The organism is Gracilimonas mengyeensis (assembly GCF_900182705.1).
Taxonomy (GTDB): Bacteria; Bacteroidota; Rhodothermia; order Balneolales; family Balneolaceae; genus Gracilimonas; species Gracilimonas mengyeensis.
In genome coordinates this window covers 51,295-65,740 of the sequence record NZ_FXTP01000001.1, presented here as the reverse complement: position 1 = coordinate 65,740, position 14,446 = coordinate 51,295, and the positions used below count along the sequence as shown (strand labels likewise).

Sequence of the window (14,446 nt, the reverse complement as noted above, 5' to 3'; positions counted from 1 at the left end):
TTTACATAAATAAGTAGTTACTTTTGGCGCATTACCAGAAATCAACTACTTATTTATGTTCACCACTTTGCCATCCTCCAAAAAATACAGTCTGTTAATCCTGCTGGGTATCATCATTACAACAAATACCTATGCACAAAAAGCCAATTTCGAAGCCGCTGAGCGTTTTAAGGGTGAACGCATGGAAAAGCTGATTGGCGATACCGAAGTCGATCCTAACTGGATTGAAGACACCGATACTTTTTGGTATTCATTCAAGAACGAAGAGGGAAGAAATTGGTACTTCGTGGATGTATCCCGCCCTTCCCAACGCTTACTCTTTGACCGGGATGAGCTGGCCTCCCAATTGGCTGAGATATTTAGCAAACCGTTTAACGCCAAAGAACTGGAGCTCAATGATTTTGACTACAATACCGACAAGGAACGCTTCACTTTTAATGTCGACAGTATTGAATTCACCTACAACCTGAATGGAAAAGAACTGATTAAAGGAGATTCTTTACAGGAAGAAAAAGAGGATGATTGGAAAACTTTCTCTCCTGACAGCACATGGATTGCTTTTGCGAGGGATCACAACTTGTATGTGATGCGGGCTGATGATCCGGATAGTACCGAAATTCAACTTACCGAGGATGGAGAACGCTGGTTCAGTTACCAGGATGAAGACGGAGACACAACCTCCAATAAACGCCTGGAAGCCAATGTAAACTGGTTTGAAGATTCGGAAAAATTTTGGGTAAAACGTCAGGATAAACGCAAAGTGGATGAACTGTGGGTGATTAATTCCCTGGGCGACCGTCCCGAGCTGGAAACCTACAAGTACCCCATGCCCGGCGAAGACCATGTGTTTATTGATGAAATCAAAGTGTTTGACCCGGAAGCTCAAAGCTCCGTTACGCTGGATACCGACAAGTGGGAAGACCAGTCTTTAGGCGGAGCGTACTTTAATGAAGGCGGTATTTTCGAAACCGATAAATCAGATTATCTCTACATCCTGCGCCGTAACCGTGGCTGGAATAAAATTGATGTACTGAAAGCCGATACCGAAACCGGCAATACTGAAGTGCTTTTTTCTGAAGAAAGCAATCCCTACTTCAATACGCGCTTTGCCCAGCTTGCCATCATCAATGAAGGCGAAGAATATATATGGTGGAGCGAACGTACCGGCTGGGGTCAATTATACCGCTATAACAGTGATGGGCAACTTAAGAACACCATCACCAGTGGAAATTATGTAGTTGGCGATATTGCCAAAATAGACACGGCCCGCCAAACCATTTACTTTTCAGCTTACGGCCGCGAAGAAGGTCAAAACCCTTATTTCGAAAACCTGTATTCCGTGAAGTTTGATGGCTCACGCTTTCGCCATCTGAGCCCGGAGGATGCCAATCATGAGATCACTGCCTCAGAAAAAGGAAACTACTTTTTGGACAACTTTTCGAAAGTAGATGAGCCCACTACTTCTGTCATACGAGATGCTTCCGGTGAAATCACCCTGCAACTACAACAAGTGAATATGCAGGCTGCTGAGGAAATAGGCTGGGAGGCCCCCGAAGAATTCCAGATTAAGGCCGCCGATGGTGTTACTGATTTATATGGGGTAATGTGGAAACCTTTCGATTTTGACTCCACCCGCTCCTATCCCATCATTTCCTATGTGTATCCCGGACCGCAAGTAGAGCCCTTCCCAACCACTTTTGAGCTGGATCGATACACCGGCCGTAATCAGGCCCTTGCACAATTAGGTTTTGTGGTGGTTGCATTTGGGAATCGCGGGGGAAGTCCGTTGCGCTCCAAGTATTATCACAACTATGGCTATGGTAATCTGCGTGATTATCCTTTAGCCGACAACAAATATGGTATTGAGCAGCTTGCAGCCCGCCATTCATTTATTGACCAGGAACGGGTTGGTATTTTCGGGCATTCCGGCGGGGGCTTTATGAGTACGGCCGCCCTCCTCACCTATCCTGATTTTTATGATGTGGCCGTATCCTCAGCCGGTAATCACGATAACAATATTTATAATATCTGGTGGAGTGAAGTACATAACGGTGTTCAGGAAAAACGAGAAACTGTTACTGAGATGAACGAGGACAGCGTGGAAGTGGAAAAAGAGGTTATCACACACGAAGCTGGAGTGGACAGCAATACCGACCTTGCCGGCAACCTGAAAGGGCACTTATTATTGGTTCATGGTAATGTGGATAATAACGTTCACCCTGCAAATACCATCCGCTTGGCCGATGAATTGATTAAAGCCGGAAAACGCTTTGATATGATGATTTTACCCGGACGCCGGCATGGTTTTGGTCCCTATCAACCCTATTTCGAGCGAATGAAATGGTATTACTTTGCAGAACACCTTCTGGATGATTACCGGGATAACGTAGAATTTAATTTACCGGAAGAAGAGGAGTAGAATATTGAATAACGAATATTGAATAGTGAATATCGAACTAAAGACTTCAAGATTCGATATTCAACTGTTCAACATTCAATATTCCTAGGTCATATACAGATAAGGTTTCCAGGGTTCTTGTACGCCCCCGTTGGAATCGCGGAAAAAAGTAATGGGAACCGGACGATAGGGTTTGCGGCTCAGGGGCATCCTGGCCTCTTTGGGGGTGCGGTTTCCTTTATGAACGTTGCACTTCTCGCAGGCGGTAACCAGGTTCTCCCAGGTATCTTGTCCCCCTCTGCTTCGAGGCATGATGTGGTCAATGGTCAAATCCGATTTCTTTCCACAATACTGGCAGGTATAATCGTCCCTTCGCATCACATTACGGCGAGATAACACAATTTTTTTATACGGCACACGAATATAGCTCCGCAAGCGGATTACAGAAGGAAATTGATACGACTCAGTGGGAGTTCGCAGTTCCTTTTTGGGATCGTCGTGGAGAAGCTCCGCCTTATTTAAAAAAATCAGTTTTATAGAACGCTGAACGGAACAAATGCTCAGCGGCTGATAATCCTGATTCAACACCAGTACGTTAGCGTTCATAGTGCATCTATTGGTTTTTCTGTTGATGATATGTATTTCATTTCCTTAGTATAGAACACAACAGATGAATAAAAAAAGGCGTACCCGCAGAACGAGTACGCCTTAGTATGAGATATTTGATCTTAAATATCAATAGCCAATCATTTGCAGTAATTGATCCCGTACTTCATCATTAATTGAGATTGCAAGTATGATGGAAACCGCCAATCCAATTAACGCATAAGAGAGATCTTTAAAGGCCATTCCAAACACTTTGGTCAGGGGGCGTCCATGCTCCTTGCCATCCATAATACTCATGCCCAACTCCCGACCAGCCAGCAAACCAAGGAATACCCAGGTGGTACTCATTGGCACGGTACTAACGGTCAGCTTATAAACCAGCAGGATGGCATACACAAAGTCGATTATGGTAGCTGATCGAATATCGGTGACCCTTGATTTCTCCGTCACAATTTCCTGAATCCGGTCTCCCCTCAAGTAAAACAACAGTCCCAATCCAAAAAAGATGAAAAGAGAGAATCCAAGGAACTGGGTAAAATCGAGCGAACGGGGCAAATAGACCGCGATGTTAGCAGCATCTTGCATCACCCATACGGCCCAAAGGCTACCTGAGATAATCCATTGTAGTGGTAGCCAAATTTTGTGGGGTTCTCCATTAAAACGTTTCTCGAGCGTGTTGGTCACAATCAACCAAACTACTAAGCCTGCAATCAAAGCCAGCCCGTATCCTTGTAAACTTTTGCCTAAAACCGATGTAATCCCTTCTGCAGAAGTAGCAAAACAGCTTAAAAGCAGGAAGGTCGTTGAAACCGGCATTCGCATGCGGGTCAGTATCAATAAGAAAATAGGAGCAGCTACCTGCAGGAAACTAAAAGATGTGGGCGCCTCGGCAAAACCTTTGGATGTTAGCCTTTGGTAGGTTACATCCCCGTCATAAATGTAAAAACTCGCTGTTACGGTAACCAGAAATATACCTCCTATCCAAAGCCATAAGACCCACCATTTTTTATCCATATTGGAGGCAAGAAAAGTACCTATGGTTTGGATACTGTCATTGGCTATAGCAGAATAGCCGGCAAAGATAAATCCTATCCACATAGCTATTTCGGCGTATGGGAAGGTAATACCGGCGATAAAGAAAAAGAGGCCTATGAGCCCTATGAAAGTTCGTTCCTGTTTTATTACATCATAAAAGCCCGTAGGGATGAATTGTTCAATCGGGCTTTGTTTTTGGTCAGACTGTGAGTTCGACATCTATTCTATTTGTGTGCTGAATTTGTGACCAAGGGTAAAAAATCTATGTTAAGACAGTGTTACGATTCCGCTATAAGACCTATTCTTAACAATTAGATAACAACAATTGGAAGCGTTTCGGCAAATACATAAAAAAATTGGCCCTTGAATAGGCATTATCTCCTTTCTCTACTCATTTCTCTTTAAAAGGTACTGTAGCGAATATGCCATGAAGTGCGTATTGGCTAACAAATGGCTCTTTCACTTCAATCAAACCAGGGATATGACATTTCGATCTTTCTTTCCTTTTCTAACTGCGCTCTTTCTACTTTCTGCCAGTTTTATACATTCTCCTAATTCTTTTGATAACAGATCATCCCAGATAGATAAAAGTGTAAATGCAATAATAGGTGATGACAGTTATAAACAGGCTTTCGGGGTTGAACCAGATGCCTCCTCTCCTGAGATTCTTCGCCTGAAAACGCACCTGAACTATGTGATTGCTTTGCTGAAGGAAAAGAAAACAGACGATCTCACCCATCAACAACAACAGAATCGGGCACGTATTATCGATTTACTGGAACAGTATACTGAGGGCGGAGTGTTTCCAAGAAATCATCACTTTGAAACCCGCAGGCCCGTATTTATTGATCGTGATGGCAACCTGTGTGCGGTAGGTTACCTGATTGCCCAAACCGAAGGACTCCCCTATGCTGAGCGTATAAACCGGGACCATAAATTTGATTATGTCAAAGACATCAACCCAAAACTGATTGATGGATGGCTGGCTAAGAACGGTATTACCAAAAAAGAAGCGGCCATGATACAACCTACCTACCAACCTATCCGGCGAACAGTAACCAAGAACAACATTGAGACGGAATATGCCATTGGCTCATCTCTCCTGGCCGGTGCGCAAATCGGGCTATCTACCTATCACCTGCTTATGAAAGGGCAACCCAACCGTAATGCATATGTGGTAAATGGTGCATTAGGCTTTGCTTCGCTTACCCTTGGTGTAATTAACCTGGATAATACCCAAGTTAAAACCGATCCCATGTGTGGAATTGTAGCTCCATGCTGGGAACAGGAAACGACCTATAAGAATCCTGACCGCACAAAATTATCAGTCGCCAACATCATTATGGGAAGTGCCTCGATGGTCTACAATGGGTTCCGTTACTTTAGGGCTAAAAATGCTGATCAAGAAACGGCTTTGCAGGTAGCTCCTGCTCCTCTTTTCGATCCCTCTACAGGCCAAACAGCTCCCGGCCTATCTGTTTCCATGAACTTTTAAAAACTTGAAATAAGATCGGTTTTTTTACACAAAAATTATCATTATTGGTCATAATACTTTTATATTTGGAACCGCTTTTTTAAGCGTTCAGCAAACATTTTACCCAAATACAGACGATGTCCAATAACAAAAAAAATTCTATTTCAAGCGGCTTTTATAAAGAACCTGTTCCCCACATTACTCCCGATTCCCCTTTTGCTTCCATGATGGAGCGATTTCGCTTTGCCGCCGAAATCCTTGAGCTAAATGAAGGCGTTTTTAAATACCTCTCCAGTCCCGAAAAAGTGATCATGGTGTCTATCCCGGTTACCATGGATAACGGCGATATCGAGGTTTTTGAAGGCTACCGGGTAATCCACAATAGCATTCTTGGTCCTTCCAAAGGTGGCATCCGCTATTCTGATGATGTAACCATTGACGAAGTAAAAGCCCTGGCGGCCTGGATGACCTGGAAATGTGCCGTAGTGAATGTGCCTTTTGGTGGTGCCAAAGGTGGTGTCCGTGTAAATCCCAAAGAGTTATCCCAAAATGAGCTGGAACGGCTTACCCGTCGATACACTTCCAACATGCTGGATGTGTTTGGCCCCGACCGCGACATCCCAGCACCTGACATGAATACCAATGAACAGGTGATGGCATGGATCATGGATACGTACAGTATGAATCAGAAGAAAACCGAAACCGCTGTTGTTACCGGTAAGCCTATCATTTTAGGCGGTTCCAAAGGCCGAAAGGAAGCTACCGGACGCGGTGTGGTTACTTGTACGCTGGCTGCCCTCAGCAAATTGCGCATCTCCCCCAGTAAAACTTCTGTGGTAGTACAAGGATTTGGGAATGTAGGTTCTGTATCCGCTCAGCTGATGTATGAACAAGGCGCAAAAATTATTGCCATCAGTGATATCAGTGGCGGCTATTACAATAAGGATGGGATCAATATTCCTGCAGCCACTCAGTACTCCTTGACTAACGGATTTTCACTGGAAGGTTTTGACGGCGCAGAGAAAATATCCAACAGAGAACTGCTGGAACTGGAATGTGATGTGCTCATCCCAGCAGCCAAAGAAGATCAGATCAATAAAGACAATGCTCCAAATATAAAAGCCAAGATCATTTCAGAAGGGGCGAACGGACCGGTAACGGCCAACGCCGATAAAATTCTGGAGGAAAAAGGCATTATGATTGTCCCGGATATTCTGGCCAATGCAGGTGGCGTAACGGTTTCTTACTTTGAATGGGTGCAGGATCGCCATGGATACTTCTGGACAGAAGAACGCGTTAACCGTCGTTTAAACCGTTTAATGAGAGAATCTTTTGACAACTTGTTTATGGTGAGTGAAAAGTATAGTATTACGCTCCGTCAAGCGGCGTATGTGTATGCCATCGACCGTGTGGCTACAACGCTGAAATTGCGTGGTATTTATGCTTAATAGATGAAATTATTAGAAACACTTAGGTTATCATCTTCTTACGAGGAGGTCGAAAAAGTAGAAGGTTTACTCTCGGCGCTGCAGGATAAACTCGGCTTCGACGATGCCTTTTATGCCCGTCTCATGCTCACCGTTTCTGAGGCGGCTACCAATGGTATTGTGCACGGCAATAAACTGGACGCCTCAAAATCTGTTGAAATAGCAGCTTTCACCAACGATGGTGCGCTGGTTGTGGAAACACAAGATGAAGGCGAGGGATTTAATCCTGAAGACATTCCCGATCCGCGGGCTGATGAAAACCTTTACAAGCCAAGTGGACGAGGGGTCTTTTTAATGGAAGAATACGCTGACGAGGTAAAATACTCGGATGGCGGTTCAAAACTGACCCTTATTTTTAACTTGCCAAGTGATTAAAAACTGATTGAATAAGGCATCTTCTATCAAACCATGAAACACTTCCTGCTCTTCTATACCCTCTCTCCTGATTACCTGGAAAAACGAACCAAGTACCGCTCGGTACATTTAAAAATGGCCTGGGATGCTTACGAACGGGGTGATCTTATCCACGGAGGCGCACTCAATGATCCCGCTGATAAAGCCGTTCTTTTATTCAAAGGTGATACGGCCGAGGTAGCTGAAAACTTTGCCAAAAACGATCCTTACGTGCAAAACGGACTGGTTGAAAAATGGGAAGTGCGAGAGTGGACCACCGTGGTGGGTGATGAGGCCAGCCAGCCGGTACGGCTGTAGCTGAATTTATAATTACAGATTACAAATTGCAGATTGAAACGCTTCGCTATGGAAGATTTATTACTTGCTGAGTATAACTATCTAAAAGTTGGATACATTTTTAGAAACGTGCTCCAAAACCTGCTATACATGTAATTTGGGAGATCTTTCACTTCATTCCGCTATGCTTCATTTCGTTCAAGATGACAAAGGAGTTGGGGTAGAGATTAAAGGCGCCTTTAGCGCCTTATGATAGCCGTCCACCCTGAATGTCATCCTGAGGAGTGAATGGAGCGTAGCGAAATGAATGAGGAAGGATCTATTATATTCTTAAATTTGATGTTTTTAAACATGTAGTATTCTGTTAATCTTCCATTTCCTCAGAAAGCAGACGCCCACTCAATCTAAGCAACTCGGTTTCTGCTGCTTTGGCTTGGATTTGCGCATCAATCAAACGGTTTTCAGCATCCAGCAAGCTTTGCTGGGCCTCACGCAATTCAATCGCACTGATGGTTCCGAGCCGGTATCGCTCCAAAGCTATATCAACGGTCTCTTTGTTGATGTCCAGGTTTTCCTGTTCCAGCTCGATTAGCGAGCGGGCATCCAGGTATTGGGCATATACACGGCTCACTTCCGCAGTTATTTGAAGTTGTAGTTCCTCAATACGCAGCTGCTCATTCTTAGCCGTGATTTGAGCGTTCTGCATACGCCGGTTTTTGTTGAGCCCATCAAACAAATTGAGTCGTGCCGTTACTCCATAACTAAAGCCGTCAGTTTCAGAAAACTCTGCAAAACCAGCGCTGGCTTCAGTTCGCTGATATCCATATCCGCCGGAAACGGAAACCTCTGGAAACCACTCGCCTCTAACCTCTCTTATTTCAGCCTGTGCTGAACGTTCTGTTAATCTTGCTATAGTAAGTTGCCTGTTTTGGGCAAGGGCATCATCAATCAAAGCATCAAGCTCCAGTAGTTCGGCCATTTCTATTTCAGGATTTACTGCAAAATCATAAGAAGGCAAATCCCCTAACACGGAAGTCAATACTATTTTGAGTTGGCTTAACGATGTTTGAGATCGAATCAAAGCAGCCCGGTCGGCATTATAATCACCCCGAGCGAGCAACAAATCATATTCCGATCCTGAACCAATATCCCAGGCGCTTTCGGCAATACGAATACGCTCTTCTGATATTTTTACCGTGCTATCTAACACAGCCGCAGCTTTTTGCTGGCCGGCAATTTCGTAATACCCAGTTATAATATCTGCTAACACCAACTCAACCTGTTGGCGGGCCTGAACTTCACTGATTTCTTTCTGGGCGGCCAGACGGTCGAATGCTGCAAACATGGTGAGGCCGTCAAACAGCGTCCAGGTTGCATCTATACCATAGTTGTACACGGTGGTGCGGGCACCTTCATCATTTCGATCCGGGATGCTTGGACTGCCATACACCGTGGTATTGTCTTCGATCCTTTCGTTGATGGAGCCGTCGGCCGTAACCACCGGCAGGAAACCGGCGTTGCCTATAGATGCATTGTTGTCGGCAATGCGGGCGTTGTTTTCTGCAATCCGGATGGCAAAGTTTTTCTCCATACCAAGACGAATGGCATCTTCTAAACTCAGAGTCTGCTGGGCTTGTACGGGTAACGAAACCATCACCCCAAAACAAAGAAAAACAGTTACTATTTGTGATAGTGATTTTAAGCGATTCATCAAAGCTTACGCGTTAAGGTCTGCGGTTTCGAGGTTTTCCAGTTTGCGGAAAGTTTCATCATCAATGGTTTCTTTTTGGGAGCGCTCTGCTGAGATGTACGTGTATAAAGCGGGGATCACATACAGTGTAAGCACACTGGCAAATATCAGTCCACCAATGATGGCAATCCCCATTGATTTACGGCTTTCAGCTCCGGCCCCAATGGCCAATGCAATGGGCAAAATCCCCAACACGGTAGACATACTAGTCATCAAAATAGGACGGAAACGAGCCACGGCGGCATCTTTAATGGCTTCCAGATTGGATAAGCCCTGCAGCTGCCTCTGGTTGGCAAATTCCACAATCAGAATCCCGTTTTTGGTAACCAAGCCAATCAGCATGATCATCCCAATCTGACTGAAAATATTCAGCGTTTGATTGAAGTACCAGAGTGTAAGTAATGCTCCCGTCAGTGCCAGAGGAACGGTAAACATGATTACGAGAGGATCACGGAAACTTTCGAATTGAGCCGAGAGCACTAAATAAACCAGAAGCAAAGCCAGCATAAATACATAAATCAGGCTTGATGAACTCTCCACAAAATCTCGGGAAGGTCCTGATAATGAAGTTGTATAGGACTCATCCAACACTTGGTCAGCGATGGCATCCATGGCATCAATACCATCTCCAATGGTGTAACCGGGAGAAAGGCTGGCAGAGACGGTAGCCGAGGCATATCGATTAAAACGATATAGCTGTGGCGGACTACTCTGCTCGGTGAGCGTAACCAGGTTATCCAGCTGGATAATTTCTCCCTGGTTGTTACGCACATATAAACTTCGCAAATCGACGGGCGCATTTCGGTCTTCGCGAGACATCTGTCCAATCACCTGGTACTGCTTCCCTCCTCTTAGAAAATAGCCGAATCGTTGACCACTGTAAGCCAGCTGAAGAGTCTGGGCCACATCCCGGGTAGAAACACCCAGCGCCTGAGCCCGGTCGCGATCAATGCTGATTTCCACTTCGGGCTTACTAAATTTGAGGTCGATATCTACAAAAGCAAAAGCCGGATCCTGGCGGGCTTGTTCCAGGAACTCAGGAATGATCTCTTTCAACTCATCAATGGTACCGGCTTGGAGTACATACTGTACCGGTTGGCCTCCCCGACTCCCACCAATGCTTTGTTCTTGTGCGATGAATGTACGGGCTCCACTCAAATCCTGTACCTTGGATGAGAGATCGTTGTAGATTTCCTGCTGAGTCCGCTCCCGTTCACTGGCATCACTCAGGATAATACGCCCAAAGGCAGAGTTAACCGAACTGGAGGCACCAAAACCGGGAGAGGTTACGGTGATCAGTCCTTCGGTTTCCGGAACCTCGTCCAGGATGAAATCGGTGAGCTGGTCTACATAGTGGTCCATGTATTCAAAGGTAGCTCCTTCCGGTGCGGTGGAACTTACAATGAGGCGACCGCGATCTTCCAGCGGTGCCAACTCCTGCTGCAGGCTTCCAAAAAACAACCAGATGCCTGCCCCACAAAGTGCTACAATCACGAAAGATACCCAGCGATATTCCATAAAGGATTCCAAGCTGGACTTATACTTTTTGTTCAGCCATTGGTAAAATGGTTCTGTTTTTTTGTAGAAGGTACTGTGTTTGGAATCCGCGGTTAAAATCTTGGTGGATAGCATCGGGGTGAGCGTCAAAGCCACAAATGATGAAATGATAATAGCCCCGGCCATCACCACGCCAAATTCGAGAAACAGGCGACCTGTAATCCCGCCTAAAAACAATAGCGGCGTAAACACGGAAACAAGTGCCAAGGAAGTAGCCACCACGGCAAAAAAGATTTCCCGGGATCCCAGTATTCCGGCCTCAATGGTGCCCATGCCGTCCTCAATTTTGGCATAGATGTTTTCGAGAACCACAATGGCATCGTCCACTACCAAACCAATGGCCAATACGATGGCCAGCAAGGTGAGTACGTTGATGGAAAAATCTGCGATGTACATCACGAAAAAGGCCCCGATCAAAGCAATGGGAATTACAATAATGGGAATGATGGTCGTCCGCAAATCCCGCAAGAATAAAAAGATAATCAGGATTACCAGTGCCAGCGCCAGAAATATGGTCTGCTGCACCTCATCAATGGAATCTCGTACATACTGCGTGGTATCAAAACCGATAGCCGTTTGGATATCCGGGGGTAAATCTTCTTTGATTTGCTCTACCCGGTTGTAAAATTCATTGGCAATCTCAATCTGGTTTGCACCCGGCTGGGGAACAATGACCACCCCTACCATTGGTACGCCGTTTCTTTTTAAGATGGTACGTTCGTTAGCAGGACCTAACTCTGCCCGGCCAATATCCCGAAAGCGAACTACGTCTCCACCCTGTTCGGTGATGATAAGGTTGTTGAATTCTTCAGGTTCATAAAGACGTCCTTGCGTTCGGACTGTCAGCTCGGTCATTTCTCCTTCAATGCGTCCGGAAGGCAGTTCCACATTTTCGCGTTGGAGGGCTTGTTGTACATCCAGCGGAGTGAGGCTGTAAGCGGCCAGCCTCAATGGATCCATCCACAAACGCATGGAGTACTGCTTTTCACCCCAAATTTGTACGCTGCTTACCCCGGGGATGGTTTGTACCCGTTCCTTGAAATCATTTAGGGCAATATCGGATAAACTCAGCAGGTTCCGCTTATCACTGCGCACATTGAGAAACACAATGGGACTGGCATCGGCATCTGCTTTAGAAACCACCGGCGGATCTGCATCAGGTGGTAATTCACGCACCGCCCGGGAAACCCGGGATTGCACATCATTGGCGGCGTTATCGAGATTAATTTCCAGGTCAAATTCTACGGTGATGGTACTGCGGCCTTCACGGCTCACGGACGTCATGGTGCGGATACCGGCAATCCCGTTGATTTCTTCTTCCAGCGGTTCGGTAATCTGGGATTCGATGACATCCGCGTTAGCCCCGGTGTAGGATGTACTAACCGTAACAATGGGCGGCTCCGTAGCAGGATATTCCCGAATGCCCAAAAAGGTAAATGCCACCACACCCAAAATCAGGATAACCAGCGACAATACCGTAGCCAATACCGGCCGGCGAATACTTAAGGACGATAAACTCATAGGTCTAACTCCTCGAATCTGTCCACTTCATCTACCCGTACCGGCTGACCGCTACGAACTTGCAAAAGGCCGGTGGTCAAAACGGAGTCGCCGGGAGCAAGTCCGCTGGTAATTTGTACGGATGATTCCGTACGGATACCTGTAGAAACTTGCTGTTCCTGTACCACGCCGTCTCTTAATACAAATACCTTTTGTCCATCCAATTCGGGAATCACACTAATAGATGGAATCAGCAAGGCATCTTCAATTTCTTCCAGAATGAGCTCCATATTGGCGAAAGCTCCCGGCAGTAATAATCCGTCGTTGTTGGCAGCACGGGCACGCATACGCAGGGTTCGGGTTTGGGGATCGATACGGGGCTCGATGGCATAGATAGAAGCTTCAAAGTCCTGATCCTGTCCCTGTACCGAAAAAATCACCCGGTCGCCTTCTTCAACCACACCGGCATAGCGCTCGGGAATTGAAAACTCAATTTTAATGGGGTTGATGGATTGTAAATTCGCAATTTCGGTTGTTGGTGAGATATAACTGCCATTACTCACATAACGCAAACCAACAACGCCATCAAACGGAGCATTGATCTGGGTTTTATCTATTTGAGCTTTGATCAAATCTACTTCCGATTGCAACACATTCAGTTCGTTCAGTGTGGCATCGTATTGGTCCTGGCTAATCCCCCCACGATCCAGCAGTTGCTTTTGGCGGGTTTCCCGTTGTTCTGCTAAACTCAGTCGATATTCTGCCTGTTTCAACTGGGCCTGTAGTTCACTGTCATTAATTTTCAACAGCAATTCACCGGCTTTAACCTGCTGCCCTTCTTCCAGCTGGAGCTCTGTTATTTTTCCCGAGGTCTCGCTGCGCAAGTCCACGCTTTCGTTGGCAAGCAAGGTGCCTGTGGTAAATATCTTATTCTCAAATACCTGCGCTTCCACCAAATGGACATCAACCAATAACGGTTCATTTGAGGCATTGGAAGACTGTCCGGCATCAGAGGCTTGCGTTAGGCTTTTTACTTTGGGTATGGCCAATAATCCTAATACGACCAATACCCCGATGGTGATGAGTATGCGTTTCATATAAATTTATTTAGCAGAATTTTGATGTTAAAGTTAACCTTTAGCCTGCATTAAGCATTCGATTTTCTTGAAAAGCCTTGTAAAAAATAATGCATGAGTAATGCATACAAAAGAACTACATGTATGAGTGTGTACCCTGAGTATAAACCCCTTTGCTGCTCACTCGGACCGGGGAGCCTGCGGGGCATTCCGAGCGGGGCGTTGGGAACGAGGTTCAAACACAGAAGGAATGGAACACGGATGAGGCGGATCAGGCGGATGATCGCGGTTAATGCTATCATTAGGCTTGAATCATGATTTACAAGATTCAGAGATCATCTTGATTTATGGCCGACCCCGATAGGGGTCACATATGAGTAGCCCCGGGTAAGTCCGTTGCGAAGTTAAATTTGGTTTGGGATGCCGGGCCGGACGCAGCCCGGGGTTTACAAACCAACCCGCCCGCAAACCTCCGCCCGGTGGGCGCCAGTGGCTTTGCCGGTTGCCGGAGGTTGGGCTAATTGGGCGTTATGAATTTAGTTTGAGGCGGAGCCTTCATGGGGCATCACGGAGCAGAGCTCCGTGACGAGGACAAGGGTCCATAAAGTACCTCCTAAATAAAATGGATTAAGCATTATTAAGCCCGACCACGAAAAGCTGCGTAATTCTCCGGGGCTGTTGGTTCAAGTATGTATTAGTAAGAGGGAGTTGAGAGTCATTCCTTACAAAAAAAGAAAAGAATTTCAGGAAATACTAAAAGACATAACCATGTGGTACCTGAGAGATGTACGTAGCGCCGCTTGTCCTCCATCCTGGTTACGTAGCTCCGGCTGCGTAACCCCCTTCTTCCAGAAGCTCCGGCTTCCAGTGATT

The 14,446-nt window shown here is 45.9% G+C and carries 10 protein-coding genes; 5 read left to right on the top strand and 5 right to left on the bottom strand.

What is annotated here, in order from left to right:
- Positions 1–55 precede the first annotated feature (55 nt).
- The gene (locus FN815_RS00295) at positions 56–2,419 is read left to right on the top strand and encodes a S9 family peptidase (RefSeq protein WP_142452596.1); all 2,364 of its coding nucleotides are present in this window, start codon (positions 56–58) and stop codon (positions 2,417–2,419) included.
- A gap of 84 nt (positions 2,420–2,503) precedes the next feature.
- On the opposite strand, the gene FN815_RS00290 is transcribed toward FN815_RS00295, so the two are convergent.
- Positions 2,504–3,004 carry an HNH endonuclease gene (locus FN815_RS00290; RefSeq protein WP_185957116.1) on the bottom strand — a complete coding sequence of 167 codons (501 nt, stop codon included), beginning with the start codon at positions 3,002–3,004 and terminating at the stop codon, positions 2,504–2,506.
- Between the two features lie 129 nt (positions 3,005–3,133).
- Positions 3,134–4,258, bottom strand: coding sequence for a hypothetical protein (locus tag FN815_RS00285; protein ID WP_185957115.1), 1,125 nt, complete (start codon positions 4,256–4,258; stop codon positions 3,134–3,136).
- A gap of 262 nt (positions 4,259–4,520) precedes the next feature.
- Here FN815_RS00285 and FN815_RS00280 point away from each other — a divergent pair, with 262 nt between their 5' ends.
- The 4 genes from FN815_RS00280 to FN815_RS00265 all read left to right on the top strand — a co-directional run bounded on the left by FN815_RS00280 (position 4,521) and on the right by FN815_RS00265 (position 7,711).
- Positions 4,521–5,534, top strand: coding sequence for a hypothetical protein (locus FN815_RS00280; RefSeq protein ID WP_142452595.1), 1,014 nt, complete (start codon positions 4,521–4,523; stop codon positions 5,532–5,534).
- 116 nt (positions 5,535–5,650) lie between these two features.
- Positions 5,651–6,961, top strand: coding sequence for a Glu/Leu/Phe/Val family dehydrogenase (locus tag FN815_RS00275; protein ID WP_142452594.1), 1,311 nt, complete (start codon positions 5,651–5,653; stop codon positions 6,959–6,961).
- Between the two features lie 3 nt (positions 6,962–6,964).
- A complete protein-coding gene (locus tag FN815_RS00270) occupies positions 6,965–7,375 on the top strand; it encodes an ATP-binding protein (protein WP_142452593.1) in 411 nt (136 codons plus the stop codon).
- Positions 7,376–7,408: 33 nt separating this feature from the next.
- Entirely contained in the window at positions 7,409–7,711 is a 303-nt protein-coding gene (locus tag FN815_RS00265; RefSeq protein WP_142452592.1) for a YciI-like protein, read from the top strand.
- 343 nt (positions 7,712–8,054) lie between these two features.
- Here the strand turns inward: FN815_RS00265 and FN815_RS00260 are convergent, their stop codons facing one another.
- From FN815_RS00260 to FN815_RS00250, 3 genes are read right to left on the bottom strand one after another with little or no spacing between them, the layout of a single operon-like run.
- Positions 8,055–9,401, bottom strand: a complete 1,347-nt coding sequence (locus FN815_RS00260) for a TolC family protein (protein ID WP_142452591.1) — start codon at positions 9,399–9,401, stop codon at positions 8,055–8,057.
- A gap of 6 nt (positions 9,402–9,407) precedes the next feature.
- Entirely contained in the window at positions 9,408–12,518 is a 3,111-nt protein-coding gene (locus FN815_RS00255; protein WP_142452590.1) for an efflux RND transporter permease subunit, read from the bottom strand.
- Positions 12,515–13,594, bottom strand: coding sequence for an efflux RND transporter periplasmic adaptor subunit (locus tag FN815_RS00250; protein WP_142452589.1), 1,080 nt, complete (start codon positions 13,592–13,594; stop codon positions 12,515–12,517). The genes FN815_RS00255 and FN815_RS00250 overlap by 4 nt, the downstream gene beginning before the upstream one ends.
- Positions 13,595–14,446: the final 852 nt, after the last annotated feature.